Source organism: Streptomyces sp. NPDC046335, assembly GCF_055587985.1.
Map to the genome: position 1 here is coordinate 60828 of NZ_JBVJFF010000004.1, position 24639 is coordinate 85466.

Annotated in this window: 27 protein-coding genes; 8 read left to right on the forward strand and 19 right to left on the reverse strand. The window is 72.5% G+C overall.

Annotation, left to right across the window (positions count from 1 at the left end; genetic code table 11):
- Window positions 1-99: 99 nt before the first annotated feature.
- On the reverse strand, window positions 100-888 hold the full coding sequence (locus tag ACZ6JY_RS09705; protein ID WP_469194026.1) for a GNAT family N-acetyltransferase: 789 nt from the start codon (window positions 886-888) through the stop codon (window positions 100-102).
- Between the two features lie 403 nt (window positions 889-1291).
- Between ACZ6JY_RS09705 and ACZ6JY_RS09710 the strand changes: the two genes are divergently transcribed.
- The gene (locus tag ACZ6JY_RS09710; RefSeq protein WP_469194028.1) at window positions 1292-1696 is read left to right on the forward strand and encodes an SAV_915 family protein; all 405 of its coding nucleotides are present in this window, start codon (window positions 1292-1294) and stop codon (window positions 1694-1696) included.
- Window positions 1697-1721: 25 nt separating this feature from the next.
- Window positions 1722-3065 carry a diaminopimelate decarboxylase gene (gene lysA, locus ACZ6JY_RS09715; protein WP_469194029.1) on the forward strand — a complete coding sequence of 448 codons (1344 nt, stop codon included), beginning with the start codon at window positions 1722-1724 and terminating at the stop codon, window positions 3063-3065.
- A gap of 22 nt (window positions 3066-3087) precedes the next feature.
- Here the strand turns inward: lysA and purB are convergent, their stop codons facing one another.
- Window positions 3088-4530, reverse strand: a complete 1443-nt coding sequence (gene purB / locus ACZ6JY_RS09720; protein WP_469194031.1) for an adenylosuccinate lyase — start codon at window positions 4528-4530, stop codon at window positions 3088-3090.
- A gap of 69 nt (window positions 4531-4599) precedes the next feature.
- Window positions 4600-5379 (reverse strand): SGNH/GDSL hydrolase family protein, encoded by a 780-nt coding sequence (locus ACZ6JY_RS09725; protein ID WP_469194033.1) that lies wholly within the window; start codon window positions 5377-5379, stop codon window positions 4600-4602.
- 96 nt (window positions 5380-5475) lie between these two features.
- Between ACZ6JY_RS09725 and ACZ6JY_RS09730 the strand changes: the two genes are divergently transcribed.
- Window positions 5476-5724: a holin gene (locus ACZ6JY_RS09730; RefSeq protein ID WP_469194035.1), complete on the forward strand. Its 249-nt coding sequence runs from the start codon at window positions 5476-5478 to the stop codon at window positions 5722-5724.
- A gap of 2 nt (window positions 5725-5726) precedes the next feature.
- Here ACZ6JY_RS09730 and ACZ6JY_RS09735 read toward each other — a convergent pair whose 3' ends face one another.
- The 5 genes from ACZ6JY_RS09735 to ACZ6JY_RS09755 form a co-directional block, all read right to left on the reverse strand.
- Window positions 5727-6740 (reverse strand): hemolysin family protein, encoded by a 1014-nt coding sequence (locus tag ACZ6JY_RS09735; protein ID WP_469194037.1) that lies wholly within the window; start codon window positions 6738-6740, stop codon window positions 5727-5729.
- On the reverse strand, window positions 6737-8068 hold the full coding sequence (locus tag ACZ6JY_RS09740) for a hemolysin family protein (RefSeq protein WP_469194039.1): 1332 nt from the start codon (window positions 8066-8068) through the stop codon (window positions 6737-6739). The genes ACZ6JY_RS09735 and ACZ6JY_RS09740 overlap by 4 nt, the downstream gene beginning before the upstream one ends.
- Before the next feature lie 224 nt (window positions 8069-8292).
- Window positions 8293-8718 carry a GNAT family N-acetyltransferase gene (locus tag ACZ6JY_RS09745; RefSeq protein ID WP_469194041.1) on the reverse strand — a complete coding sequence of 142 codons (426 nt, stop codon included), beginning with the start codon at window positions 8716-8718 and terminating at the stop codon, window positions 8293-8295.
- Between the two features lie 211 nt (window positions 8719-8929).
- On the reverse strand, window positions 8930-11494 hold the full coding sequence (locus ACZ6JY_RS09750; RefSeq protein ID WP_469194043.1) for an ABC transporter permease: 2565 nt from the start codon (window positions 11492-11494) through the stop codon (window positions 8930-8932).
- Between the two features lie 13 nt (window positions 11495-11507).
- Window positions 11508-12335: an ABC transporter ATP-binding protein gene (locus tag ACZ6JY_RS09755; RefSeq protein WP_469194045.1), complete on the reverse strand. Its 828-nt coding sequence runs from the start codon at window positions 12333-12335 to the stop codon at window positions 11508-11510.
- 163 nt (window positions 12336-12498) lie between these two features.
- Here ACZ6JY_RS09755 and ACZ6JY_RS09760 point away from each other — a divergent pair, with 163 nt between their 5' ends.
- Both ACZ6JY_RS09760 and ACZ6JY_RS09765 read left to right on the forward strand, forming a co-directional pair.
- On the forward strand, window positions 12499-12792 hold the full coding sequence (locus tag ACZ6JY_RS09760) for a toxin-antitoxin system HicB family antitoxin (RefSeq protein WP_469194047.1): 294 nt from the start codon (window positions 12499-12501) through the stop codon (window positions 12790-12792).
- A 4-nt stretch (window positions 12793-12796) separates the two neighbouring features.
- The gene (locus ACZ6JY_RS09765; RefSeq protein ID WP_369212908.1) at window positions 12797-13168 is read left to right on the forward strand and encodes a fic family toxin-antitoxin system, toxin component; all 372 of its coding nucleotides are present in this window, start codon (window positions 12797-12799) and stop codon (window positions 13166-13168) included.
- Between the two features lie 31 nt (window positions 13169-13199).
- On the opposite strand, the gene ACZ6JY_RS09770 is transcribed toward ACZ6JY_RS09765, so the two are convergent.
- The 4 genes from ACZ6JY_RS09770 to bioB form a co-directional block, all read right to left on the reverse strand.
- Window positions 13200-13871: a class I SAM-dependent methyltransferase gene (locus ACZ6JY_RS09770; protein WP_469194049.1), complete on the reverse strand. Its 672-nt coding sequence runs from the start codon at window positions 13869-13871 to the stop codon at window positions 13200-13202.
- Window positions 13872-14006: 135 nt separating this feature from the next.
- Window positions 14007-14735, reverse strand: a complete 729-nt coding sequence (gene bioD, locus ACZ6JY_RS09775; protein ID WP_469194051.1) for a dethiobiotin synthase — start codon at window positions 14733-14735, stop codon at window positions 14007-14009.
- Between the two features lies 1 nt (window position 14736).
- The gene (locus tag ACZ6JY_RS09780) at window positions 14737-16026 is read right to left on the reverse strand and encodes an adenosylmethionine--8-amino-7-oxononanoate transaminase (protein ID WP_469194053.1); all 1290 of its coding nucleotides are present in this window, start codon (window positions 16024-16026) and stop codon (window positions 14737-14739) included.
- Window positions 16019-17272 (reverse strand): biotin synthase BioB, encoded by a 1254-nt coding sequence (gene bioB, locus ACZ6JY_RS09785; RefSeq protein WP_469194055.1) that lies wholly within the window; start codon window positions 17270-17272, stop codon window positions 16019-16021. The genes ACZ6JY_RS09780 and bioB overlap by 8 nt, the downstream gene beginning before the upstream one ends.
- A 120-nt stretch (window positions 17273-17392) precedes the next feature.
- On the opposite strand from bioB, the gene ACZ6JY_RS09790 reads away from it, so the two are divergent.
- Window positions 17393-18580 (forward strand): 8-amino-7-oxononanoate synthase, encoded by a 1188-nt coding sequence (locus tag ACZ6JY_RS09790; RefSeq protein WP_469194057.1) that lies wholly within the window; start codon window positions 17393-17395, stop codon window positions 18578-18580.
- A gap of 34 nt (window positions 18581-18614) precedes the next feature.
- On the opposite strand, the gene ACZ6JY_RS09795 is transcribed toward ACZ6JY_RS09790, so the two are convergent.
- Window positions 18615-18839, reverse strand: coding sequence for a DUF397 domain-containing protein (locus tag ACZ6JY_RS09795; RefSeq protein WP_469194059.1), 225 nt, complete (start codon window positions 18837-18839; stop codon window positions 18615-18617).
- Window positions 18836-19711: a helix-turn-helix domain-containing protein gene (locus tag ACZ6JY_RS09800; protein ID WP_469194061.1), complete on the reverse strand. Its 876-nt coding sequence runs from the start codon at window positions 19709-19711 to the stop codon at window positions 18836-18838. The genes ACZ6JY_RS09795 and ACZ6JY_RS09800 overlap by 4 nt, the downstream gene beginning before the upstream one ends.
- A gap of 275 nt (window positions 19712-19986) precedes the next feature.
- Between ACZ6JY_RS09800 and ACZ6JY_RS09805 the strand changes: the two genes are divergently transcribed.
- Entirely contained in the window at window positions 19987-20439 is a 453-nt protein-coding gene (locus ACZ6JY_RS09805; RefSeq protein WP_469194063.1) for an ATP-binding protein, read from the forward strand.
- A 40-nt stretch (window positions 20440-20479) separates the two neighbouring features.
- On the opposite strand, the gene ACZ6JY_RS09810 is transcribed toward ACZ6JY_RS09805, so the two are convergent.
- The 4 genes from ACZ6JY_RS09810 to ACZ6JY_RS09825 form a co-directional block, all read right to left on the reverse strand.
- Window positions 20480-21055, reverse strand: coding sequence for a DUF6328 family protein (locus tag ACZ6JY_RS09810; RefSeq protein ID WP_469194065.1), 576 nt, complete (start codon window positions 21053-21055; stop codon window positions 20480-20482).
- A gap of 42 nt (window positions 21056-21097) precedes the next feature.
- Window positions 21098-21571, reverse strand: coding sequence for a C40 family peptidase (locus tag ACZ6JY_RS09815; RefSeq protein WP_469194067.1), 474 nt, complete (start codon window positions 21569-21571; stop codon window positions 21098-21100).
- 526 nt (window positions 21572-22097) lie between these two features.
- Window positions 22098-22406, reverse strand: coding sequence for a hypothetical protein (locus tag ACZ6JY_RS09820; RefSeq protein ID WP_469194069.1), 309 nt, complete (start codon window positions 22404-22406; stop codon window positions 22098-22100).
- 7 nt (window positions 22407-22413) lie between these two features.
- A complete protein-coding gene (locus ACZ6JY_RS09825; protein ID WP_469194070.1) occupies window positions 22414-23049 on the reverse strand; it encodes an ATP-dependent Clp protease proteolytic subunit in 636 nt (211 codons plus the stop codon).
- Between the two features lie 128 nt (window positions 23050-23177).
- Here ACZ6JY_RS09825 and ACZ6JY_RS09830 point away from each other — a divergent pair, with 128 nt between their 5' ends.
- Complete coding sequence (locus ACZ6JY_RS09830) at window positions 23178-23453, forward strand: type II toxin-antitoxin system Phd/YefM family antitoxin (protein ID WP_469194072.1); 276 nt, start codon at window positions 23178-23180, stop codon at window positions 23451-23453.
- 140 nt (window positions 23454-23593) lie between these two features.
- Here ACZ6JY_RS09830 and ACZ6JY_RS09835 read toward each other — a convergent pair whose 3' ends face one another.
- Entirely contained in the window at window positions 23594-24607 is a 1014-nt protein-coding gene (locus tag ACZ6JY_RS09835; protein ID WP_469194074.1) for an ABC transporter permease, read from the reverse strand.
- Window positions 24608-24639: the final 32 nt, after the last annotated feature.

A 24639-nucleotide genomic window follows, 5' to 3' on the forward strand; every position in this document is an offset into this window, starting at 1 on the left:
GGCACGCGGTGCCACCCACGGCTGTGACCTTGCCCTCTCCTGGACGCTCTTGATCTCGAACGAGCGGAAGGCTAGGGCTGCGGCGCGGACGCGGGCGGTTCACGCGGAGACCCGTGGCGGAGTCTTCGGCTGGGCCGCGGCTCCTCCGGTGACGTAACGGGCGTACTCGTGCTCCAGACGGAATCCCGCAGTCCAGGCGAGGAGACGGCCTATGCGGTCGCCCCGTCCGCAGGACCAGTTCGCGACGCGTCCGCGCGCGCCGATGTCGGCGCACAGGGAGGCGACGCAGGCCAGGGCCAGGCGTTCGTGCCGGTGCTCCGGCGGGGTGAGCACGGCCAGGCGTTCGTACGTGTTGCCGACGAAGTAGCCGCAGGCGACGGTGGCGACACGGCCGCTCCGGTCGAAGGCGGCCCAGCCGTGCCCGGAGGCGGCGAGCCCCTCGGGCCCGCCCCAGCTGGAGTGGATCCAGGCCGACGCGGGGGAGAGCGCGGCGAGCGCGGGGGCGTCGCCGGGTTCGAGGCGGCGTACGGTCACGCCTCGCGGCGGCCGGGGCGCGGCCACCGGCTCGCGGTACACGTACACCAGGCGTTCGGCCGGTACGACCCGGTCGAAGGCGGCGTCGAGCAGCGGCAGGAAGCGGTCCGGCGCCTCTACGCGGCTGTGCGCGAAGGGGGCGAGGAGCCCGGGGGAGAGTGCGCCGGGGTCGCCGCTCAGCAGGACGTGGCCCGCGCAGGAGACCGCCACGGTTCTCGGGCTGAGGGCGCGGTCGCCCCACCAGGCGCCCACGCCCGTGGCGGCGACGTGCTCGGCGAGGGCGGCGGAGCCGGGCGCCCCCGTGCCGAACCAGCGGGACACGGCGGGGAGGTGCTGCGGTGAGAGCCGGATCATGAGGCGCTCCTCGGGGGTGAGACCTACGGGTGAAAAGGGCGCGGGCGCCCGGCCCGGTCGAGCCGCGCTCGCCGTGCGCTCTTCTGGCGGGCGCCAACCGTCGGACCGCGCTCGGGAGCCCTGCTGCTCCGTACGGGTTCCCCGTACGTCCGCCATCCAACTGGCCCCCGCACGAGCGCTCAAGAGGGCCTGGCCGACCCGGACGCGGCCCTGATGAGGTGGCTCCGTGCCGCCCCAGGGGCAGGACGACGGCCCGCGAGCATCGCGTCAAGACCGGGCACGGGTGCGTCAACGTCGCGTAACGAGCCGGGTGTTGACACGCCGTGCCGGGCATAACGTCACCGTGTGCCGCGGATTTTCCCGAACCGCGGCGACCCCGACTCTCCCCCTCCGGAGGAACCCCATGGCAGAACTGCTGCTCGGCGAGGACCCCGAGCCCTGCGAACCCGGCCCGGCCGGGCGGCTCTTCGTCCCCGTCCGGCCGGGACCCGCGGGCCGCGTCGCCCGCCTGTTCCGTACCCCCGTCGGCGGGCGCACCGCCGTCGCCTTCACCACCCCGCACCTCCTCGGCGCCGTCCTGGGCGCCCGCGAGCCGTGGATCGGCCTCGCCGAGCCGGCCCTGCGCGCGCTCATCGAGCCCTTGGGCATCACGGCCATCACGGTCGACCCCACCCTGGCCGCCCACCCGGTCGGCCCGCGGCCGGTCCGCGTCTCGGCGAAGGGGTACGACGAGACGCGGCGAGGGCAGACCGCGTCCTCGGCGGGCGCCACGCCGGCGGCCGCCGCTCCGGCCCAGTGGGTCGGCTGAGGCCGGGGCGAGGAGGAAACCTGTCATGACCACACTCGACGTAACTCCGCCCGAGCCTGTCGCCCCGACAGGCCCCGCGTTGGCCGTCTGGCCCGGGTCCGTCGTCCCGCTCGCCGACGGGGGGCTCTCCGTCGGTGGTGTCGCGCTCTCCGAGGTCGCCGAGCGCTTCGGGACTCCCGCGTACGTTCTCGACGAAGGCGACGTGCGCGCTCGTTGCCGGGGCTACCGGGAGGCCTTCGGGGACGCCGACGTTCTCTACGCCGCCAAGGCGTTCCTGTGCCGCGCCATGGTCCACTGGGTGCGCGAGGAGGGGCTCGGGCTCGACGTCTGCTCGGCAGGGGAGCTGGAGCTCGCCGTCACCGCGGGCTTCCCCGCCGACCGCATCGTGCTGCACGGCAACGCCAAGAGCCCGCACGACCTGCGGGCCGCGCTGCGGCTCGGGGTCGGCAGGATCGTCATCGACAGCGCCTCGGAGATCGCGCGCCTGGCCGCCGCCGTGCCGCCGGGCAGCCGCCAGAAGGTACTGGTCAGGGTGGTGCCGGGCATCGCCGCCGGCGGACACGCGAAGATCCGTACCGGCACCGACGACCAGAAGTTCGGCCTGTCCATCGCGGACGGCTCGGCGCGGCACGCCGTCGCCCGCATCCTCGGCCAGCCGGCTCTGCGGCTGATGGGCCTGCACTGCCACCTGGGCTCACAGATCACCACGGCCAAGCCGTACCTGTGCGCGGTGCGCCGCCTCGTCGGGCTCATGGCGCGGATCAGGGACCAGCACGGCGTCACGCTGCCCGAGCTGGATCTCGGGGGCGGGCACGGCATCGCGTACCGCCCCGGCGAGGACGCGCTCGACATCGCCGCCCTCGCCAGCAAGGTGCGGGCCGAGCTGGCCGAGAGCTGCGCGGCGGCCGGCCTGCCCGTGCCCCGCCTGGCCGTGGAGCCGGGGCGCGCCATCGCGGGGCCCGCCGGGGTGGCGCTCTACCGGGTGCTCGCGGTCAAGCGGACCGGCGGCATCACCTTCGTCGCGGTGGACGGCGGCATGAGCGACAACCCGCGGCCCGCGCTGTACGGCGTGCGGTACGCCCCGCGCCTCGTCGGCCGGCGCTCCACGGCCGAAGAGGCCCGCGTGACGGTCGTCGGACGGCACTGCGAGGCCGGTGACGTCCTCGCCGCGGACACCCCTCTGCCCGCCGACGTACGGCCGGGCGATCTGCTCGCCGTGCCGGTCGCGGGGGCATACCACCTCTCCATGGCCTCCGGCTACAACCTCGTGGGCCGTCCGCCCGTGGTCGCGGTGGCCGGCGGGCACGCCAGGCTGCTGGTCCGCCGGGAGTCGCTGGAGGACTTCCGCGGCAGGGACGTGGGCCTGTAGCCGGAGACGGGAGTCCGGGGAGCTAGAGGATCGCGCCCGGCGTGTAGGCGGCGGCCTCCGGGTGCTCCTTGAGGAGCGCCTCGATCTGCGCGACCACCGTGGCGACCTGCGCGCTCGCCGCGCCCGTGAAGGACAGCTTGTCGGCCATCAGCTCGTCGAGCTGCGCACGGTCCAGCGGGATACGGGAGTCCGCGGCGAGCTTGTCGAGCAGTTCGTTGCGCTCGGCGCCCTGCTCGCGCATCGCGAGCGCGGAGGCGACCGCGTTCTCCTTGATGGCCTCGTGGGCCTCCTCGCGGCCGACGCCCGCCCGCACCGAGGCCATGAGGACCTTGGTGGTGGCGAGGAAGGGCAGGTAGCGGTCCAGCTCGCGCGCGACGACGGCGGGGAAGGCGCCGAACTCGTCGAGGACGGTCAGGAACGTCTCCAGGAGCCCGTCGAGCGCGAAGAACGCGTCGGGCAGGGCGACCCGGCGCACCACCGAGCAGGAGACGTCGCCCTCGTTCCACTGGTCGCCCGCCAGCTCGCCGGTCATCGAGGCGTAGCCGCGCAGGATGACGGTGAGGCCGTTGACGCGCTCGCAGGAGCGGGTGTTCATCTTGTGCGGCATCGCGGACGAGCCGACCTGGCCCGGCTTGAAGCCCTCGGTGACCAGCTCGTGGCCCGCCATCAGACGGATCGTCTTGGCGAGCGAGGAGGGCGCGGAGGCGATCTGCACCAGGGCGGTGACGACCTCGTAGTCGAGCGAGCGCGGGTAGACCTGGCCGACCGAGGTGAACGCGCTGTCGAAGCCGAGGTGCCCGGCGATGCGTCCTTCGAGGTCGGTGAGCTTGTCGGCGTCGCCGCCGAGCAGGTCCAGCATGTCCTGGGCGGTGCCGACCGGGCCCTTGATGCCGCGCAGCGGGTAGCGGCCGAGGAGGTCGTCCAGGCGGCGGTGGGCGACGAGCAGCTCGTCGGCGCCGGACGCGAAGCGCTTGCCCAGCGTCGTCGCCTGCGCGGCGACGTTGTGCGAGCGGCCCGCCATGACCAGCTCGCCGTACTCACCGGCGAGCCGGCCGAGGCGGGCCAGGACGGCGAGGGTACGGCCGCGGATCAGCTCCAGGGAGAGCCGGATCTGGAGCTGCTCGACGTTCTCGGTGAGGTCGCGCGAGGTCATGCCCTTGTGGACGTGCTCGTGCCCGGCGAGGGCGTTGAACTCCTCGATGCGGGCCTTCACGTCGTGGCGCGTGACCTTCTCGCGCTCGGCGATGGAGGCCAGGTCGACCTGGTCGAGCACCCGCTCGTAGTCGGCGATGGCGGCGTCCGGGACCTCGATCCCGAGGTCCTTCTGCGCGCGCAGCACGGCGAGCCAGAGCTGACGCTCCAGCTTCACCTTCTGCTCGGGCGACCAGAGGGTGGCGAGCTCGGCGGAGGCATAACGTCCGGCGAGGACGTTCGGGATACGGGGCTTTGCAGGCGCGGCAGTCACGTGACCTGATTCTACTGGGCATTCATGCAGGCCAGCGCCACGCCCCCGTTCGTCGGAAGCTACGAGAGTTCAGGGGCGCAGTTCTTCCCAGGGCAGCAGGTCCGGGCGCTTGGGCGGCAGACCGTCCCCGGAGGAGCGGCCGGTCAGGCGGCGCACGATCCACGGCGCCAGGTACTGCCTGGCGAACCGGGCGTCGGCGACGCGGCGCGCGGCCCAGTTCGGCGGGGCCATGGCCGCCAGCGGAGTCTGCCAGTCGTCCTCCGGCGGATGACCGAGGGCCTGCCACACGGCCTCGGCGATCCTGCGGTGCCCCTCCGAAGTGGGGTGCAGCCGGTCGACGTCCCAGAGGCGCTGATCGCCGAGGACCGGCGCGCCGTACAGGTCCACGACCAGGGCGTCGTGCCGTGCGGCCAGGTTGTCGATGTGCGTGAAGAGCGCCTCCATGCGGGGGCGGAAGCGCTCCATCACCGGCCCGTTCCGGCCGGGGCTGCGCATCAGCACGAGCTGCTCGCAGGAGGGCGCGAGCCGTTCCACGGCCTCTTCGAGGAGGTCGCAGACGCGGTTCATGTCGCACTTGGGGCGCAGGGTGTCGTTGAGCCCGCCCACCAGGGTGACCACGTCGGCCCGCATCTCCGCGGCGACGCCCACCTGCTCGGCGACGATCTGCCCGATGAGCTTGCCGCGCACCGCGAGGTTCGCGTACCGGAAGCCGGGGCTCTGGGCGGCCATCCGGCCGGCCAGGATGTCGGCCCAGCCGCGGTAGGTGCCGTCGGGCAGGAGGTCCGACATGCCCTCGGTGAAGGAGTCGCCGACCGCGACCAGACTGTTGTACTTGGCATTCATCTGCATGGCGTCTGCGATGGTAACCCGACGCGGCCGTTCCCAGCGCGGCCCGGCGGCGGTATGCCATAAGGCACGCCGTCGTCGCGAGAGAGCGAGCCCGCCATGTGGACCGCAGCCTTCTGGAAAGCCACCGCGGAACGCGCGCTCCGCACCTTCGCCCAGGCGTTCGCCGCCGTCCTGGTCGCCGGGGCGACCAGCCTCCTGGACGTCGAGTGGGGCGCGGCCCTCGCGACGGCCGGTCTCGCGGCGCTGCTCGCCGTCCTGACGGCGATCGGCGCCTCGGAGGCCGGGGCCAAGGGCCCCGGCCTCCTGGAAGAGCCGGTGGGGAGCAGGTCCGCGACGCGCGGGTGACGTCAGACCGGCTGGCCGAAGAGCTCGCGCAGCACGTCCTCCATCGTGACCATGCCGGCCAGCCGCCCGTCGGAGCCGAGCACGGCGGCCACATGCGTACGGCTGCCGCGCATCGCGGTCAGCACGTCGTCAAGCGGCGTCGTCTCCCGCACCTGGGCGATCTTCCGCATGTCCGGCACCCGGAACGGCAGGTCCTGCGGCATCCGGTCGAGCGCGTCCTTGACGTGCAGATAGCCGACGATGCGGCGCCCCTCGTCGACGACGGGGAAGCGGGAGAACCCGGACTCCGCGGAGAGGCGTTCCAGACCTTCCGGAGTGACGCCCACGCGCGCGTAGACGACGTTCTCCAGCGGCAGGACCACGTCCTTGACCGGCCGGCGGCCCAGTTCGAGCGCGTCGTGCAGACGCTCCCGCGCGCGGTCGTCGATCAGCCCCGCGTCGCCGGAGTCCCTGACCATGCGGGCCAGGTCCTCGTCGGAGAAACTCGCCGACACCTCGTCCTTGGTCTCCACGCGCATCAGCTTCAGCAGACCGTTGGCGAACGCGTTGATCGCGAAGATCACCGGCCGCAGCGCCCGTGCCAGCGCCACCAGGGGCGGCCCGAGCAGCAGCGCCGTCCGCACCGGCTCCGCGAGCGCGATGTTCTTCGGGACCATCTCGCCGAGCAGCATGTGCAGATACGTCGCCACGGTCAGCGCGATGACGAACGAGATCGGGTGGACCAGGCCGTGCGGCACGCCCACCCAGTCGAACGCGGGCTCAAGGAGATGCGCGATCGCGGGCTCCGCGACGACACCGAGCACCAGGGTGCACAGCGTGATGCCGAGCTGGGCCGCCGCGAGCAGCGCCGACACGTGCTTGAGCCCCCACATCACGCTCTTGGCGCGCCTGTCGCCGTCGTCGGCCCGCGGCTCGATCTGGCTGCGGCGCACGGAGATGAGCGCGAACTCGGCGCCCACGAAGAACGCGTTGACGACGAGCGTCGCCAGACCGATCAGCAACTGGATGGCGGTCATCGGGCGTCCTCCTGGTCATCGGCGGCGGGCGGGGCGTGCAGCAGCACGCGCGCCGCGCGCCGTCCGGTGGCGTCCTGGACGACCAGGCGCCAGCCGCCGACCTCGAAACTGTCGCCCTCGGCGGGAATCCGTCCGAGTTCGCTCGCGACGAGCCCGGCGAGCGTTTCGTAGGGCCCCTCGGGCGCGCGCAGGCCGACCCGCGCGAGCTGGTCCGTACGGGCGGCACCGTCGGCGGACCAGAGCGTCCTGCCGTCCTCGTCCGTGCCCGCGGTCGCGATGTCGGGCGTCTCGTGCGGGTCGTGCTCGTCACGCACCTCGCCGACGACCTCCTCGACGATGTCCTCCAGGGTCGCGACGCCCGCGGTGCCGCCGTACTCGTCGATGACCACGGCCATCGTGCGCTTGCCGGAGAGCCGGTCGAGCAGGCGGTCGACGGTCAGCGACTCCGGTACGAGCAGCGGCTCGCGCATCAGCTCGGCGACCGACGCGCGTGGCCTGCGTTCGGCCGGCACGGCGAGCACGTCCTTGATGTGCGCCACGCCGACGACGGAGTCGAGGTTGCCGCGGTAGACGGGGAACCGGGAGAGGCCGGTCGCGCGTGTGGCGTTGGCGACGTCCTCGCAGGTGGCGTGCACGTCGAGCGCGATGACCTGCACGCGCGGCGTCATCACGTTCTCCGCGCTGAGGTCGGCGAGGTTCAGCGTACGGACGAACAGCTCGGCGGTGTCCGCCTCCAGCGCGCCTTCCTTGACGGAGTGCCTGGCCAGGGCCACGAGCTCCTTGGGGCCGCGCGCGGAGGCCAGCTCCTCGGCGGGCTCGATGCCGAAGCGGCGTACGGAACGGTTCGCGGTGTTGTTCAGATGCGCGATGAACGGCCGGAAGGCGGCGCTGAACAGGCGCTGAGCCGTCGCGACCCGCTTGGCTACGGCGAGCGGCGAGGAGATCGCCCAGTTCTTGGGGACCAGCTCGCCGATGACCATCAGGAAGACCGTCGACAGCGCCGTGCCGATGACCAGGGCCACCGAGGACGAAGCCGAGTCCGGCAGGCCCGCGTCACGCAGCGGGCCCGCGATGAGCTTGGCGATCGAGGGCTCGGAGAGCATGCCGACCACCAGGTTGGTGACGGTGATGCCGAGCTGCGCGCCGGAGAGCTGGAACGTGAGGTTCTTGGTCGCCTTGAGGGCGCCGGCGGCGCCGCGCTCGCCGCGGTCGACGGCTCGCTCGAGCTCGCTGCGCTCGACCGTGGTGAGGGAGAACTCCGCCGCGACGAAGACACCACAGGCCAGGCAGAGCAGCACCGCCACGAGGAGCAGGAGCACTTCGGTCATCGGGTCACCTCCGTCCCATGATCAGGCAGGGTGGGGAGGAACGCGCGATGTCGGGTACTGGGAGGCTCGCCCATGGACGGACGCTCACACCTTTCAGACGAGGGGTACGGGTGACCGCTCCATGGTAAAGGGTCAGCAAAACAGCTCTCGTACGTCGGTGGGCGCGGGCTCGGGGTCGGGCTGGTCATTCCGCCCGTGTACCCGGCCCGCGCGCGCCGTGCCCCTCAGTCCGTGAGGTGCTTCACCCAGCGGGACCACTGCGGCTGGGGGGAGTAGCCCGCAGCGCGCCAGGTGTGGTGGGCGAGCTCGTTGCGGTCGAGGACCATCGCGTCGCCGCGCCGCCCGCCGAGGCGTACGAACCGCTCCTCCGCGGCGGCGAGCAGCGCGGAGCCCACGCCCTGGCGGCGGTGTCCGGGGTGGACGGCCAGGCGGTACAGGTGGCAGCGCCAGCCGTCGAAGCCCGCGATGACCGTGCCCGCGAGCTCCCCGCCACGCTCGGCGAGGATCAGCGCCTCGGGGTCGCGGCCGACGAGCCGCTCCACGCCGGAGCGGTCGTCGCTGATGCTGGTCCCCTCGGCGGCCACCTTCCAGAAGGCGAGCACCGCGTCGAGATCACCGGGCTCGGCGGCCCGTATCCGAAGATCATCCATGGCGCTCATCCCACCACCGCGGCGGGTGGGGTGTGCGGGGTTTTCACGATGCGGACGGTGCCTCGCGCGCGGCGGAAAGCCACAAGGCACCGCCATCCACCCGGCGCGAGCCCTCACCCGTGCGCGAGCCCTCACCTGTGCGCGAGCCCTCACCTGTGCGCGAGTCCTCACCGTGCGCGAGCCCTCACCCGTGTCACCCGTGCGCGACCGCTCACTCGTGCGCGATCGCCGCCAGTACGTTCATCCGCGACGCCCGCAGCGCCGGAAGCAGGGCCGCCGCGAGACCCACGACCACCGAGCCGAGCACCACCGCCAGGATCGTCGGCCAGGGGAAGGCCAGTTCCTTCATGCCCTGGAGCGCGAGGACCTGCTGTACCGCGAGGCCCCAGACCAGGCCGAGCGCAAGACCGAGGACCGCCCCGAAGACGGCGATCACCACCGACTCCAGGCGGATCATCCGCCGCAGCTGACGCCGGCCGAGCCCGATGGCGCGCAGCAGCCCGATCTCCCGGGTGCGCTCCACGACCGAGAGGGCCAGCGTGTTGACCACGCCGAGGACGGCGATGACGATCGCGAGGCCGAGCAGGGCGTAGACGAGGTAGAGCATCACGGCGATCTGCCCGCGGATGAGTTCCTTGTAGTCGGCCTGGTCGCGGACCTGTACCTGCGGGTACGGATCGAGGGCCTTCTCCAGGCGCTCGCGCAGCGTGTCCGGGTCCGTCCCGGCGGCGGCGTTGACGTACACGGCGGAGTCCTGGCCGCCCGGCACGTACTTCTCGACCGTGCCGAGCCCCAGGAAGAGCCCGCCCTCGATGCCGAACCCCTCGGGTGCCTCCTGGTCGGTGAGGGCGCCCACCGTCAGCGTGGCCTTCCGCTTCTCCGGGAACGTCACGGACAGCTCGTCGCCGACGCGCACCCGGTGCTCCGCCGCGAACTCCTTGTCCATACCGATGTGCTCCGGCGCGAGCGCGGCCCGCGAACTCCCCTCGGCATACGTCACCTTGGCGACGTCGTCGAGCCGCGGATCGTAGCCCGCGGCGGTCGACTCGACCTTCTCGCCGTCGGGCAGCGACAGTTCGAGGGGAGCGAAGCGCTGGCGCACGACGAGACCGGCGCCCTCGATGTCCTCGACCTTCGCGGTGACCTCCGGCGAGAAGGGCATGAAGCTGCTGTTCTGCACGACGAAGTCGGCGCCGAGCGTGGCGTCGATCTGCTTGTCGAAGGACTTCGTCATCGACGCGCTCGCCACGGAGAGGCCGCCGACCAGCGCGATGCCCACCATCAGCGCGGCGGCCGTCGCGCCGGTCCTGCGCGGATTGCGCAGCGCGTTGCGCTGGCTCATCCGGCCCACCGAGCCGAAGACGGCGGGGAACACCCCGCCGAGCACCCGGATCACCGGCCGCACCAGGAGGGGCCCAGCAATGACGGTGGCGACGAGGCTCAGGACGATGCCGAGGCCCAGCAGGGACGCCGCCGTCGAGGTCTTCTCGGCCGCGGCGCAGCCGATGAGCGCGGCGGCCCCGCCCAGCGCGACGACGGAGCCCACCACGGCCCGCACCTTCAACGGCCGCCCCACCCCGGCGATCTCGGCGTCGGCGAGCGCCGCCATCGGCGAGACGTGCGCGGCCCGGCGCGCGGGGAGGTACGCGGCGACGAACGTGACGCCGACCCCGACGACGTACGACGCCACGGGGGTCGCCCAGTTGACGACCATCTCCGTGGACTTCAGGTTCATCCCCAGGACGCCCATCAGTTCGATGAGGCCCAGGGCGAGGCCGATGCCGACGGCGAGTCCCAGCGTGGAGCCGGCCAGGCCGAGCAGCAGGGCCTCGATGAGCACTGAGCGGCGCACCTGGCTGCGGTCGGCGCCGAGGGCACGCAGCAGGCCGAGCTCGCGGGTGCGCTGCGCGATCAGCATGGAGAAGGTGTTGACGATCAGGAAGATGCCGACCAGGACGGCGATACCGGCAAACCCGAGCATCACGTACTTGATGATGTCCAGGAAGCCGCCCAGGTCGGACGCGGCGGAGTCGGCCTGCTCGTCGGCGGTCTCCAGTTCGTACCCGGAGCCCACCTCGGCGGCGATGCGGCGCTTGAGGACGGTGTCGCCGACGCCGTCGGCGGCGGTCACCGAGACGCTCGTCGCCTCCTTGGCCGAGCCGAGCAGTTCGCGCTGGGCGCTCCTCGTCTCCAGGAAGACGAGGGCCGCGCCGGGGTTGGTGGTGGTGAAGGTGGCGATGCCGACGATCTCGACCTCGAAGGAGCCGGGGCGGGCGAGGACGGTGAGGGTGTCGCCGATCTCCACGTCCTTCCTGTCGGCCGTGTCCGCGTCCAGGATCGCCTGCCCTGCGCCGCGCGGCGCGTGGCCCGAGGTGAGTTTCACGGGGCTGCGGTCGGTGACGTACCAGTTCGTGGCGACGGTCGGCGCGCCGGTCGTCGACCCCACGGGGTCGTTGTCGCGGTCGACGACGGTGACATTGTCGACGGAGACGTCCAGGTGCGCGTCGGCGACGCCTTCGACCTCCGCCACCCGCTCCCGCAGGCTCGCGGGCACCGTCGGGGTCTGCCCCGACGGCACGGCCCCGTCGAGGTCGTCCTGCGGGCCGACCATGACGTCCGCCGACGTGGAGGCGAACAGCCGGTCGAAGGTGCGGCTCACGGTGTCCGAGAAGATCAGGCTGCCGGCCACGAACGCCACCGAGAGGATGACGGCGAGGGCGGAGAGCGCGAGCCGGCCCTTGTGCGCGAGGAAGCTTCTGAGTGTCGCCTTCAGCACGGCAGCCCCCGGTTCAGCTCTGCTCGGCGGTGCCGTCGGAGGGTGCCGGGCCGCCGGGCGGTACCGCGCCCAGGGCGTCGAACCGTTTCATGCGTTCGAGCACCCCGTCGGCCGTCGGGCGTGCCATGTCGTCCACGATCCGCCCGTCGCCGAGGAAGAGCACCAGGTCGGAGGTGGCGGCGGCGCTCGGGTCGTGGGTCACCATGACCACGGTCTGGCCCAGTTGGTCGACCGCCTCGCGCAGGAAGCCGAGCACTTCCAGGCCCGCCCGGGAGTCGAGGTTGCCCGTCGGCTCGTCGGCGAAGATCAGCTCGGGTTTGGAGGCCAGCGCCCGAGCGCAGGCCACGCGCTGCTGCTGTCCGCCGGAGAGCTGCGCGGGCCGGTGCTTGAGGCGGTCCCGCAGGCCCAGGGTGTCGATGACGTGCTCCAGCCAGTCGCGGTCGGGCCGCTGCCCGGTGATGTCCATCGGGAGCGTGATGTTCTCCAGGGCGTTGAGCGTGGGGATGAGGTTGAAGGACTGGAACATGAAGCCGACGCGGTCCCGCCGCAGCCGGGTCAGCTCCCGCTCCTTGAGCCCCGTGATCTCCGTGTCGCCCAGCCACACCTGCCCCGCCGACACGTTGTCGAGCCCGGCGAGGCAGTGCATGAGGGTGGACTTGCCCGAGCCCGAGGGCCCCATGACGGCCGTGAAGCGCTCGCGCGCGATGTCCACGTCGACCGAGTCCAGGGCCAGCACGGTCGTCTCGCCCGAGCCGTAGGCCTTGGTGAGCCCGCGGGCGCGCGCGGCGGTTCCGGCGGCTCCCGGCCGGCCCGTGGACGGTGCCGAAGCAGGTGTGGACAAGGCCGCCTCCTGGTGTGTGGCCGTTCCAACTCCCGTGTCTGCGCGAACAGTAGTGGGGCGGGCCGGTCTCCGGTATCCCTCCGAGGTCGGGGCGCCGGGACGCATGTAAGGGGCACGATCCGGCGCCCTTGTCGTGATAGCACCTCGGCGCTAGCTTGAGGGAATGGCGAAGACTCAGCTGAACGTACGGGTGGACGAGGACACCGCTCGGGCCGCCCGGGAGCGCGCCTTGGCCCGAGGCATCAGCGTCAACCGCTACATAGAGGAACTCGTGAAACAGGACGCCGGGGAAATTGGCCACACGTTCGTCGAGGCCGCCGCCGATTTCATGAAGCAGTACGAGAGCGTCTTCGCCGAAGAGTTCGGCCAGGACCGCGAGGGCAGCCGCGCGGTCCGCGAGACTCCCGTACGCCATCTGCACGACGCCACGCGTCCGTTCGGTGAAGATCGTCGTTGAGCCGTTGAACCTCAGAATCGATCTTGCCTGGCTCCTGATGATCGCCGAACACAAGACGCCCGGGGACCCGGCGGTCACCGACTGGGGCGCGCTCGTCGCCGCCGTCAGCCGGCACGAGGCGGAGATATTCGGCGTCCCCGTCTACGAGACACCGCACGACCGGGCCGCCGCGCTCCTCCAGATCCTGCTGCACATCCCCGCGCTCGAACGCTCCAACGCGCTCTTCGCCGCCTCCGTCGCCTACGCCTATCTCGTCTCCAGCGGCACCAAGGTCGTCACCTCTCCCGAGCAGGTGCGCGACCTGGCCCGCCTGGTGAAGGAGGACGGCGCGAGCGTGCACGCCATCGCGGAGGAGCTGCGCCGGTGGAGCCTGTGAGCGGCGGGCCCCGCGCGGCGCACACCACGCGTCAGGACAGCTCCGGCCGCCGCGCCGTGCCGAGCACGCAGTACGAGAAGGGCAGGCGCGGGCCCTTCGCGGGCACCAGGAGCCGCCGGTAGGGGCCGACGTCGAAGCCCGCGTCGGCCAAAGACTCCACGGGGCTCCGCGCGACGTGACAGCCGCCGAACAGCGGCGGCCACACCGTGCGGTCCAGGACCCGCTGCGTGGTCGCCATCAGGGTGCCCGGCGCCCTGCCGTGCTCGAAGAAGCGCAGCTCACCGCCGGGCCGCAGCACCCGGTGCAGCTCACCGAGCGCCCGCCGCACGTCCCGCACGCTGCACAGCACCAGGGAGACGACGGCCGCGTCGAAGGCCTCGCTCTTGACGGGCAGCGCCTCGGCGGCGCCCGGCACCACGTCGACGGGCACGTCGGCACGGTGCGCCGCCTCCATGGCCAGCTTCCTCAGCAGGCGCTCCGGTTCGATCGCCACGACCTCGGAGACCGCGCCCGGGTAGTGCGGGAAGTTGAGCCCGTTGCCCGCCCCGACCTCGATCACCCGGCCGGAGAGCCCGGCGAGCAGCTCCTTGCGGTGGGCGGAGACCACGCGCTCCGCGGCCACGCTCTGGCGGGCGTAGAAGCGGGCGAAGACGGGGTGGTGCACGGCGTCCCTGGACGCCGTCCTTGCGGAGCGCGGAGACATGGGCCCTCCTCGGCGGGGCGAGCTGTTACCGCAATGCTGCCCAGGTGCGGCCCGAATTCCCCTGTCCGCGCCCATGAGCCGTGCGCCGGGGCGACGGACTTCACCCCAGCGCACGCACCTTGACCAGGCCTTGTCTCAGCGCCCTGCCGGTGCCTCCCGCAGCGTGAAGGACTCCGCGTCCCACGTGCCCCCCAGCTCCGGCGAGAGCCACTCGACGGCCGCCGCGCGGAAGGCGGCACCTTCGAGGCAACCCGCGCCCCACGGGACCGCGCCGAGGAGGGGCGCGCCCGCCGCCCGGGGCAGATCGGCGAGGTTGCAGCGCGATGCCAGGTCGGGGGCGGCCGGCCAGCTCCCGATGGCGACGCCGAGCTGCCGTACGCCGCGCGTGAGCAGGGCCTCGGCCGTCAGCGCCGTCGTGTTGAGGGTGCCGAGGCCCGCCGAGGCCACGACCAGGACAGGGGCGTCGAGGAGCCGCGCGGCGTCGGCGAGCGTGCCGCCCTCGTCGTCGAGGCGGACCAGGAGCCCGCCGGCCCCCTCGACCAGGACGAGGTCGTGCTCGGTCGCCAGCTTCCCGGCCGCGTCGGCGACCTCGTACGGGCGCACCTGCGCCATCCCGGCCCGCCTCGCCGCGGTGTCCGGCGCCAGCGGCTCGGGAAAGCGGGCCAGTTCGAGCGTGGTGATGCCGCCGCCCGCGAGCCGCGCCACCTCTTGGACGTCGCCCGCCTCCCCGGGGGCGACCCCGGTCTGCGCGGGCTTGAGCACCGCGACGCTCCGGCCGGCCGCCAGGGCGGCGGCGGCCACCGCGGCCGTCGTCACCGTCTTGCCGATCTCCGTGCCCGTACCGGACACCACGATCACCGTCATGTCAGCCCTCCTTCGCCGCCGCGCAGACCGCGCGCGCGATGCGTGCCACGTCGTCGTCGCCCGTGACGAACGGCGGCATCGTGTAGACCAGATCCCGGAACGGCCGCAGCCACACGCCTTCGCGCACCGCCGCCCGGGTCGCCGCCGCCATGTCCACCGGGTGGTCGAGCTGGACGACGCCGATGGCCCCGAGGACGCGGACGTCCCGTACCCCGGGCAGACCGGCCGTCTCTGAGAGGCCCTCGCGCAGCCCCGTCTCGACGCGCTTGACCTCGCCCTGCCAGTCCTGCCCGAGAAGCAGGTCGATCGAGGCGCCTGCCACCGCCGCGGCCAGCGGGTTGCCCATGAACGTCGGCCCGTGGGCCAGGACAGGGACCTCGCCGCGCGAGATGCCGTCCGCGACCCTGGCCGTGCACAGCGTCGCCGCCAGGGTCAGATAGCCGCCGGTCAGCGCCTTGCCGACACACATCACGTCGGGCGTGACGTGCGCGTGGTCCGCGGCGAACAGCGCGCCGGTGCGGCCGAAGCCGGTGGCGATCTCGTCGAAGACCAGGAGCACGTCGTGCGCGTCGCACGCCTCGCGCAGCACGCGCAGATAGACGGGGGAGTGGAACCGCATCCCGCCCGCGCCCTGCACCACGGGCTCCACGATCACCGCCGCCAGCTCGCCCGCGTGGCGCTCGATCAGCTCCCGCAGATGGTCCGCGTACGTCTCCTCGTAGGCGTCCGGCGGCGCGTCCGCGAACACCTGCTGGGGCAGGACCCCCTGCCACAGCTCGTGCATGCCGCCCTCGGGGTCGCACACGGACATCGGCTGCCAGGTGTCGCCGTGGTAGCCGCCGCGCCACGTCAGCAGCCGCCGCTTCTCGGGGCGACCGAGGGAACGCCAGTGCTGGAGGCACATCTTCACCGCCACCTCGACCGAGACGGAGCCCGAGTCGGCGAGGAAGACGTGCTCAAGACCCTCGGGGGACATGTCGACAAGGCGCTTCGCGAGGGACACGGCGGGCTCGTGCGTCAGACCGCCGAACATGACGTGGCTCATCCGGTCGAGCTGGGCGCGCACGGCTTCGTTCAGTACGGGGTGGTTGTAGCCGTGGATCGCCGACCACCACGACGACATCCCGTCGACCAGCTCGCCCGAACCGTCGGCGAGGCGCAGCCGCACCCCGTTCGCCGACGCCACGACCAGCGGCTCCTGACGCCCCGGCATCGGTCCGTAGGGGTGCCACACATGGCGGCGGTCCAGTTCGACGAGCTCGGCCAGCTTGTCCGTGGGCAGGTCACGCATTGGGTGCGAGGTCCGTTCCCGCGCCCCGGCGCCGTACCGACACCAGATCCGTGCGCGCCTCGGCCGGGGCGGTCTCCGCCGCCGGCTCGCTCTCCGCCGACCCGCACGGCCCGCAGCCACCGCTCTCCTCGTGCGAGCCGCAGCCGCCGCTCTCCTCGTGCGAGCCGCAGCCGCCGCTCTCACCGTGCGAGCCGCAGCCGCCCCCGCCCGGTGTCGCGGGTGAGCCGCAGCCCGCCGCGTCCGCCCGGTGCTGGGGCAGCGTGACCTGGTCGGTGCCCTCGACCTCGAAACCGGCGTCCGCGATCATGTCCAGGTCCGCCTTGCCCGCCTGGCCCTCGCTGGTCAGGTAGTCGCCCAGGAAGATGGAGTTGGCGAGGTGCAGGGCGAGCGGCTGCATCGAGCGCAGATGGACCTCGCGGCCGCCCGCGATGCGCACCTCGGCATCCGGGCAGACGAAACGGACCATCGCGAGGATGCGCAGACAGCGCTGCGGCGTGAGGTTCCACTCCTTGGCCAGCGGGGTGCCTTCGAAGGGGATCAGGAAGTTGACCGGCACCGAGTCCGGGTCGAGCTCGCGGAGCGAGAAGACCACGTCGACCAGGTCCTCGTCGCGCTCGCCCATGCCCGCGATCAGCCCGGAGCAGGCGGAGAGCCCGGCCGCGTGCGCCTTCCGCACGGTGTCCACGCGGTCCGCGTAGGTGTGCGTCTTGGTGATGTCCGCGTACGTCGCCTCGGACGTGTTCAGGTTGTGGTTGTACGCGTCGGCGCCCGCGCCCCGCAGCCGCTCCGCCTGCCCGTCCGAGAGCAGGCCGAGGCAGGCGCACACCTCGATGCCGTCGTTCTGCTCCTTGACCGCGGCGATGGTCTGCGCCACCCGGTCGACGTCACGGTCCGTCGGCCCGCGGCCGCTGGCCACCAGGCAGACCCGCTTGGCGCCGCCTGCGACACCGGCCGCGGCGGCCTGCGAGGCCTCGTCCGGCTTCAGCCAGGTGTACTTGAGGATCTCGGCCTTGGAACCGAGCCGCTGCGAACAGTACGAGCAGTCCTCCGGGCACAGGCCCGACTTGAGGTTGACCAGATAGTTGAGTTTCACCCGCCGCCCGAACCACTGCCGCCGCACCTTCGCGGCGGCGGCCACTACGTCCAGGAGATCGTCGTCGGACGTGGCCAGCACGGCCAGCGCCTCTTCACGGGTCGGCAGCTCGCGCCGAAGCCCCTTGTCCACCAGCGTGTTCAGCAGATCCATGGCGCTGATCCTTACGTACGGCAGGCTCCCCGGCCAAGGAGAGTTCGCACAACAGAAAGGGTTTGAGGTGTGGGTATTGCCACACCCTGGCCAGATGGCAGGACGGCTAGGGTCTGTGCAATGTCTACAAACGAGCCGGCCTCGCCGGGCCCCGCACGTCCGCCGTTGGAGCGTTCGCCGTTCGAGTGGCTCGACGAGCAGGCACGGCTGCGCGCCGACGCCGGGCTCGTGCGCACCCTGCGCCCGCGCGACGCGGACGCCGGGGGCCTCCTGGATCTGGCGAGCAACGACTATCTGGGCTTGACCCGGCACCCGGAGGTCACCGAGGGCGCCGCCGCCGCGGCCCGGCTCTGGGGCGGCGGCGCGACCGGCTCCCGGCTCGTCACGGGCTCCACGCGGCTCCACGCGGACCTGGAGCGGGAACTCGCGGAGTTCTGCGGCTTCGAGGCGGCGCTCGTGCTGTCGTCCGGCTACGCGGCGAACCTCGCCGCCGTCACCGCGCTCGCCCCGCACGGCTCGCTGATCGTCTCCGACGCGGGCAACCACGCGTCGCTGATCGACGGCTGCCGGCTCGCCCGCGCCACGACCCAGGTGGTGCCGCACGCCGACCCCGACGCGGTGCGCAAGGCGCTGGACGCACACGCGGGCCCCGCCGTCGTGGTCTCCGACTCGGTGTTCTCGGTGGACGGCGACGCCGCGCCGCTCGCCGGACTGGCCTCGGTCTGCCGGGAGTACGGCGCCGGGCTCATCGTCGACGACGCCCACGGGATCGGTGTCCTGGGCGACGGCGGCCGGGGCGCGCCGCACGCCGCGGGCCTGGCGGGAGCGGCCGACACCGTGGTCACCCTGACCCTGTCGAAGTCCTTCGGGAGCCAGGGCGGTGCGGTGCTCGGCCCCGCCAAGGTCATCGACCACCTGGTGAACGCCGCCCGCACCTTCATCTTCGACACCGGCCTCGCGCCCGCCGCGGCGGGCGCCGCGCTCGCGGCCCTGCGGCTGCTCCGCCGCGAGCCCGAAAGGGCCGCACGGGCCCGGCAGGTCGCCGCCGAGCTGCATCGGCGCCTGACGGCCGAGGGGCTTTCGGCGGTACGTCCGGACGCCGCCGTCGTCTCCGTGCGCGCGCCGGCCGCGGAGCCTGCCGTGCGCTGGGCGGCCGACTGCCGGGCCGCGGGCCTGGCGGTCGGCTGCTTCAGGCCGCCGTCCGTGCCGGACGGCGTCTCGCGGCTGCGGCTGACCGCCCGAGCGGATCTCACCGACACGCAGATCGCCGGTGCCGTCGAGGTGATCAGCCGCACCGCACCTCGCTGAGGCGCTCCGGCCCCGGACCGGGACCGGAGGCGGCTCATCGAAGGCTGTCGAGGAACGTCTCCCAGGGACCGGGGGAGAAGAGCAGGGCGGATCCTTCGGTGTTCTTCGAGTCACGCACGGCCAGCAGGCGGTTCGGCCTGCCGGAGTCGAGCGTGGCCGTCTCGACGCAGTTGTTCATTCCGTTGCTGTGACTGCTGCGCCGCCATCGCGCGCCCTGCGGGGGGCTGCTGGTGCTGGCCTGCCGAGGCGTTGCGGTCATGGTTCCTCCTTCGCGCCGTCGCTTAGCCCGGCGATGAAGTGTTCCGAGTCCTCGGGTGAAAGCGCCCGGTCCCGGAGGGAGTCGAAGGCCTGGGTGTAGGCCCGCAGGTCCTCTTTCCGCTCAAGGCAGAGGCTACTCGTCAAGTGGTCGAGAACAACCACGTCCAGATCAGAAATGTTCGGAAACGAAAAAATAACGAAGGGACCGGTCAGGCCCACATGCTCTCCAGAGGTGAACGGCAGCACCTGTAGTCGCACCTGCGGCAACGCGGACACCTCCCGTAACCGGGCGAGCTGCCCCGCGAAAACCTCGGGGCCGCCCACCGGTCGGCGTAAAACCGCCTCGTCGAGCACCACGCTCAGGCGCAGCGGCGGATCGGCCCGCAGCACGTCCTGACGGGCGAGGCGGACCTCCACCAAGGCGTCGACCTGCTCGTCGGGCAGACCGCCGACCGCGGCCCGGGTCACCGCGAGGGCGTAGTCGCGGGTCTGCAGCAGACCGGGGACCACGGTCGTCTCCAGGGTGCGCATGCGGCTCGCCTGCGACTCCAGGCTGATGAAGTCGCGATAGGCCGCGGGCAGCAGGTCGCGGTAGGCCTTCCACCAGTGGTGGCGCCCGTCGCCGGCGTCGTCGGTTCCGGCCAGGGCCGCGAGCAGGTCACTGAGGCGCGGGTCCCGCACGTCGTACAGGTCGAGCAGGCGTCGCACGTCCGAGGACTTCACCCCGCTGCGGCCCGTCTCGATACGGCTCACCTTGGACTGGTGCCAGCCGAGCCTGGCCGCCGCCTCACTGCTGGTGAGCCCGGCCTGTCCGCGCAGCGACCGCAGTTCGGCACCGAGCTGGCGTCGGCGCACCGCGGGCCCGTACTGCATGCCCGTCCCCTTCCGGACAGATCGGTCGAAATCCCCGGCGGCATGGGCCGGAGTCACGGGGGGACAGTAGAACAAGCTCCTACCTCGCGCCCAAATACGCTCGGTCGTAGCAGAGTTCACCGCATCGAGCGACAGATATATGCACATCTCGGTGGATCGCCACCCGAGAGCGGCCAAGCAGTGGGAGGCTGGCGCGAAGCACCAGTCCGGGACCGTCCTCGGGTCATCCGCTCCGAGTCGGAGACCGGCCCCGGTGGGAAAGGGACAGCGTCGCCATGGCAGATCGCAAGGAAGCATCCGTCACTCTGCCGAGCGATCCTGCCTCGGTCTCCGCGGCCAGGAAGTACGTGTCGAAGGTGCTCGCGGAGTGGGGGCTGCCGGGCGGTGCCGAGGTGGGGGACACGGTCAGACTCATCGTCTCCGAACTCGCCACCAACGCCGTGCAGCACACGCGCGGGCAGTCGCCCACGTTCACCGTGGACGTCCAGCTCGACCGGGACGAACAACTGCGGATCGGCGTCACCGACAGCCATCCACGCTATCCGCGCAGGCTGCCCGCGGCCGTCCAGCAGGACAACGGCCGGGGCATGGTCATCATCCGTATGCTCACCGCCGAGTGCGGCGGCCGTCTCTCGGTGAGCCCCACCGACGAGGGGGGCAAGACCGTGTGGATCGCGCTGCCCTGGACGGTGTCCGTCCAGGGCGGGCCGCGCGACGCCGCGCCCTGACCGCGCACCGGTCAGGGCCGCGCCCGCGGCGGCTGAGCCGTCACCGGCACTGCTCCCGGCGCCAGGGCCGCGCGACACCTCCGCGGGCCGGCACCGGAGTGAAGTCCGGGACGTCCCGTGCGGCGGCAGCCTCGGCGTACTGCCCCGAGCGCCGCACGAGCCGCGGCAGCACGCCCCACAGCCCCACACAGACCGTCAGGGTCCCGGCGCCGGCCCCGACGCCCGCGGCCCTGCCGACCGTCACGTCCACCACGAGCAGTACGGACCCGGTCAGGGCGAGCACCAGTACGGCGAGGCCGGCGGCGGCGAGGCGGGCGGAGACGCGCACGATCAGCGGCTTGACGCGCTGCTGGAACAGCGACCTGTGCAGCGCGGCGGGCGCCGTGAAGAGCGCCGCGGCGGCCACCGCGAGCAGCAGCGTCGTGACGTAGGTGCCGCGCTGCACCGCGTCGAGCGAGGGGAAGCGCGGCGTGAAGGCGAGACCGAGCAGGAAGGCGAACAGGATCTGCACGCCGGTCTGCGTGACCCGCAACTCCTGGAGCAGCTCGGCGAAGTTGCGGTCGGCACGCTCCAACGGCGTCTCATTGCGGGCGGTGCAGGAGTAGTCGTCCGACATCCAGTACGAGTATCCGAACGGGCGCGCCCCAAGCACGGTCGGTCAGCGGACCCTGCCGTACCAGACGCTGTTGGTCCAGATCTTCTCCAGGCGCACCACGGCCCCCGTCTTGGGCGAGTGCCAGATACGGCCGTTACCCGCGTAGATGCCGACGTGGTAGATGTTCCGGCCCGAGTGGAAGAACACCAGGTCACCGGGGGTCCGTTGCGACCTGCCGATGTGCCGGGTCTTGTTGTACTGCGCGGCGGCGGTGCGCGGCAGCTTCTTGCCCGTGCGCTTGAACGAGTACTGCGTCAGCCCCGAGCAGTCGAACCGGTAGGGGCCCGTCGCTCCGTAGGCGTAGGGCGATCCTTTCTTGGACGCCGCGACCTTGAGCGCCTTCGTGGCGTGTGCGGCCGCGTGCGCTTCCGTCGTGAGCCCGGGGGCCACGAGCGTGCCACCCACGACGGCGAGTGTGAGAGCCGATGCGGCACCGGCCTTGCTGAGCAGCGACGGAACGTGATTCTCCGCGGACATGCGTAACCCTTCGTCAGCCGCCTGAGAAGGATGACCTGTCGGGTTCGGGCAGGCGAAGATGCCCGGCCGCGTCGTGCTCTGCGGCTTCACCCCAAGGGCGTCGCCCGGACTTTCCGGGCGGGCCCGTCGTACTCGGGTCCTCCACTCCTGCCGATGCACCAATGTCGACCGGTCATCCGGGCGGCGGCAGGATTAGGCGTCCGCCCGGATCGCCCCGCCGCTGCGGCGGGGGCTTGTCGTCGAAGGGGATCTTGACCCGACAAGGGCGAAAAAACCGAGCCGAAACGGCCTTTTGTGAGGCTACTCACGACTGACCTGTTCGGGTGGACAGGGCCGAATTGGTCATCGGCCCCGGGGGCCTGACGACGGCTCGACCAGCAACGGAACGTCTCATTCCGGGCTTGATGTGCGCGTGCCGCGCAACTCGCGGACGCGCAAAGAAAGATGGATTCGTACGCCATCGGGGGTAGCTCATCTGGTCCGTTTCAAAACGGAGCCGGACGTTTCGGGATGCGGCGCGTGCCGGTCACCCGCCCGTCGACGGCGGCACGGCGACCCGCTCGGCCCGCCGTTCGCCGTCGAGGACACGCAGCGCCCGGGCGAGGGTCCGGGCGTGCAGCTCGCTCTCGCCCCGCTGGTGCATGAGCGTCAGCGCGTCCCGCAGCGCGGTCGCCTTGCCGACCAGCGCCTGGGCGGCACGCAGACCGCCGTACGTGTGCTCGGCGCGGGCGGGGTTGATCCGGCCCAGCAGGTCGACGACCTCCAGGTAACGGTCGATCAGCTCGGCCTCGGCCCGGGTGAGGGCGGGCAGCGGCGGCAGCTCGGGCGGCAGCATCGGTGCCTCAGCCCGCGTCCCGCGCGCCGAGTGAGGCCTTGCGGCTCGGGATGACGCGGTCGACCAGGCCGTACTCCAGGGCCGTCCGGGCGTCGAGGATCTTGTCCCGCTCGATGTCCTCGGAGACCCGCTCCCGCGGCTGCCCGGTGTGGCGCGCGAGGAGGTCCTCAAGGAGCGCCCGCGTGCGCGTGATCTCGTCCGCCTGGATCGCCAGATCGCTGGCCTGGCCCTGGAACGGCTCGGCGACGGAGGGCTGACGGATCAGCACGCGCGCCCCGGGCAGCGCGAACCGCTTCCCCGGTGTCCCCGCGGCCAGCAGGACGGCGGCGGTCGACGCGGCCTGTCCCAGACACGTGGTCTCCACGTCACAGCTGACGTACCGCATCGTGTCGTAGATGGCGGTCATCGCACTGAACGAGCCGCCGGGGGAGTTGATGTACAGCGAGATGTCGCGGTCCGGTGCCTGGTATTCGAGGTGCATGAACTGCGCCATCACATCGTTCGCCGACGTGTTGTCGATGGGGGTGCCGAGGAAGACGATCCGCTCCTCGAGGAGCTTGGAGTACGGATCCAGCGTCCGCGTGCCGGAGCTGGTGCGCTCCGTGAACTCGGGCAGGACGTGACGGGCGGACGGACGGTTCATGGCGCGCCTCTTCTCCATCGGTCGCGGACGGGCCCGGACCTCTGTAAAAAATGTACAGGACGTACGCTACGAGGGTGGAGGCATCACGTCACCCCGTCGCCGGAAGGGCGGCGTCTAAGCTGGACGGCATGGCCTACGAGATTCCGGTGACGCAAGCCCGCGCAGAGCTCGCCGAGCTGATCAACCGCGTCGTCTACGGCGGCGAGCGCGTCGTCGTCACGCGGCACGGCAAGCCACTCGTGGCCCTGGTCTCCGCCGCCGACCTGGAGCGCCTCGAAGAGCTCGCGGAGACCGAGGAGCAGCGGACGGTCAGCACGGTCACCTCGGTCGGCTCCGCGCCGCCCACGGCGGAACGACAGCGGTTCGGCATCGCGGCGGAGCACCGGGGGCCGGGGGCGAAGTGACGATGCGCCGCTGATGTGCGCGCCGTGAGCACGTGAAAAGGCCGCACGTCCCCGTCCGCTGCGGCGGGGGCGTGCGGCCGTCCGGCGGGGGCGTTTTGCGTCTGCGCGAGCCCCGTCCTTCGCGTACGTGCCACCCGGACTCAGCCCATCGCCGCGGCCTCCCGCCGAGCCGTGGGCTCCGCCGCGGCCGCCGTCCGCCGGCTCCGTACGGCCGAGCCGAGCACGACGGCCGCAAGGCCGAGTACGGCCCACGCGCCGAGGGTCACGGCGGGCACCGCGGCTCCGGCGCCGTCGAAGAACGCCACCGAGCGCAGCATGGTCCCGCCGGCACCCGGGGGCAGCAACTGCCCGATGAAACCGACCGGTTCCGGCAGCAGTCGCGGCGCTGAGGTGACCCCGGAGAAGGGGTTGCCGAGCAGCACCATCAGCAGGCCGCCCACCCCGATGCCCGCCGGACCGAGCAGGGCCCCGAACCCCGCCACCGCGGCGCTGACCGCGAGCGTGGAGAGGCCGAGCACTCCGGCCTCCGCCCACCAGTCGCCGGTGAGGATGCCGAGCCAGGTGTGCGTGAGCGCGGCGGCCACGGCTCCGACGAGCACGGCGGTGGCGGCCAGCGTCGCCGCCGCGCGGAACCCGCGCAGCCCCCGCAGGGTGACCAGCGCACCGGCCGCGACCCCGGCGATCGCCAACGGCAGCACACTCGCCCCGAGGGCCGACCCCCGCGGATCCGCAGCGGGCGCGGGCACCACGTCGACCGTCGGCACCGAGGTCCCCTTCGGCGCCTGCTGCTGCACCGCCTGTTGCAGCAACTGTGCGACGACGGGGCTCGCTGCCGTCGCGGTCAGCAGCTTGGGGCCCCGCTGGGTCGCCACGACCGCGCCGTACACGCTCCGGTCCTCGACGGCCGACCTGGCGGCGGCCTCGTCGGCGTAACGGTGGATCTCGAACGCGTCTCCGTGCCGTGCGAGTTGCCGGGTGATCGGCTCCGTGGCGGTGGCGGTGCCCGCGACGCCGAGGGGCAGGTCGCGCGGTGCGGTGCGGGCGGCGGGCCAGGCGAACGCCCAGAGCGCGAGGGTCACGAGTACGGGGACCAGGAGGGTCACCATGAGGGCGCGGCGGCCCATCGCGGGCGCCGTGGTGGACGGAGTGGACATGGTCATTCCTCGGTGGCGAGAGGTTCGGAGGG

What these genes read in the sequence shown, in the direction of transcription:
- bioD (WP_469194051.1), bottom strand. Translation starts at nt 14,735, where the DNA reads ATGACGGTGATCGTGGTGTCCGGTACGGGCACGGAGATCGGCAAGACG.
- ACZ6JY_RS09740 (WP_469194039.1), bottom strand. Translation starts at nt 8,068, where the DNA reads ATGACCGAAGTGCTCCTGCTCCTCGTGGCGGTGCTGCTCTGCCTGGCC.
- ACZ6JY_RS09710 (WP_469194028.1), top strand. Translation starts at nt 1,292, where the DNA reads ATGGCAGAACTGCTGCTCGGCGAGGACCCCGAGCCCTGCGAACCCGGC.
- lysA (WP_469194029.1), top strand. Translation starts at nt 1,722, where the DNA reads ATGACCACACTCGACGTAACTCCGCCCGAGCCTGTCGCCCCGACAGGC.
- ACZ6JY_RS09790 (WP_469194057.1), top strand. Translation starts at nt 17,393, where the DNA reads ATGTCTACAAACGAGCCGGCCTCGCCGGGCCCCGCACGTCCGCCGTTG.
- ACZ6JY_RS09805 (WP_469194063.1), top strand. Translation starts at nt 19,987, where the DNA reads ATGGCAGATCGCAAGGAAGCATCCGTCACTCTGCCGAGCGATCCTGCC.
- ACZ6JY_RS09795 (WP_469194059.1), bottom strand. Translation starts at nt 18,839, where the DNA reads ATGACCGCAACGCCTCGGCAGGCCAGCACCAGCAGCCCCCCGCAGGGC.
- ACZ6JY_RS09815 (WP_469194067.1), bottom strand. Translation starts at nt 21,571, where the DNA reads ATGTCCGCGGAGAATCACGTTCCGTCGCTGCTCAGCAAGGCCGGTGCC.
- ACZ6JY_RS09705 (WP_469194026.1), bottom strand. Translation starts at nt 888, where the DNA reads ATGATCCGGCTCTCACCGCAGCACCTCCCCGCCGTGTCCCGCTGGTTC.
- ACZ6JY_RS09830 (WP_469194072.1), top strand. Translation starts at nt 23,178, where the DNA reads ATGGCCTACGAGATTCCGGTGACGCAAGCCCGCGCAGAGCTCGCCGAG.
- ACZ6JY_RS09760 (WP_469194047.1), top strand. Translation starts at nt 12,499, where the DNA reads ATGGCGAAGACTCAGCTGAACGTACGGGTGGACGAGGACACCGCTCGG.
- ACZ6JY_RS09800 (WP_469194061.1), bottom strand. Translation starts at nt 19,711, where the DNA reads ATGCAGTACGGGCCCGCGGTGCGCCGACGCCAGCTCGGTGCCGAACTG.
- ACZ6JY_RS09735 (WP_469194037.1), bottom strand. Translation starts at nt 6,740, where the DNA reads ATGACCGCCATCCAGTTGCTGATCGGTCTGGCGACGCTCGTCGTCAAC.
- ACZ6JY_RS09745 (WP_469194041.1), bottom strand. Translation starts at nt 8,718, where the DNA reads ATGGATGATCTTCGGATACGGGCCGCCGAGCCCGGTGATCTCGACGCG.
- ACZ6JY_RS09725 (WP_469194033.1), bottom strand. Translation starts at nt 5,379, where the DNA reads ATGCAGATGAATGCCAAGTACAACAGTCTGGTCGCGGTCGGCGACTCC.
- bioB (WP_469194055.1), bottom strand. Translation starts at nt 17,272, where the DNA reads ATGGATCTGCTGAACACGCTGGTGGACAAGGGGCTTCGGCGCGAGCTG.
- ACZ6JY_RS09835 (WP_469194074.1), bottom strand. Translation starts at nt 24,607, where the DNA reads ATGTCCACTCCGTCCACCACGGCGCCCGCGATGGGCCGCCGCGCCCTC.
- ACZ6JY_RS09810 (WP_469194065.1), bottom strand. Translation starts at nt 21,055, where the DNA reads ATGTCGGACGACTACTCCTGCACCGCCCGCAATGAGACGCCGTTGGAG.
- ACZ6JY_RS09770 (WP_469194049.1), bottom strand. Translation starts at nt 13,871, where the DNA reads ATGTCTCCGCGCTCCGCAAGGACGGCGTCCAGGGACGCCGTGCACCAC.
- ACZ6JY_RS09780 (WP_469194053.1), bottom strand. Translation starts at nt 16,026, where the DNA reads ATGCGTGACCTGCCCACGGACAAGCTGGCCGAGCTCGTCGAACTGGAC.
- ACZ6JY_RS09730 (WP_469194035.1), top strand. Translation starts at nt 5,476, where the DNA reads ATGTGGACCGCAGCCTTCTGGAAAGCCACCGCGGAACGCGCGCTCCGC.
- ACZ6JY_RS09820 (WP_469194069.1), bottom strand. Translation starts at nt 22,406, where the DNA reads ATGCTGCCGCCCGAGCTGCCGCCGCTGCCCGCCCTCACCCGGGCCGAG.
- ACZ6JY_RS09825 (WP_469194070.1), bottom strand. Translation starts at nt 23,049, where the DNA reads ATGAACCGTCCGTCCGCCCGTCACGTCCTGCCCGAGTTCACGGAGCGC.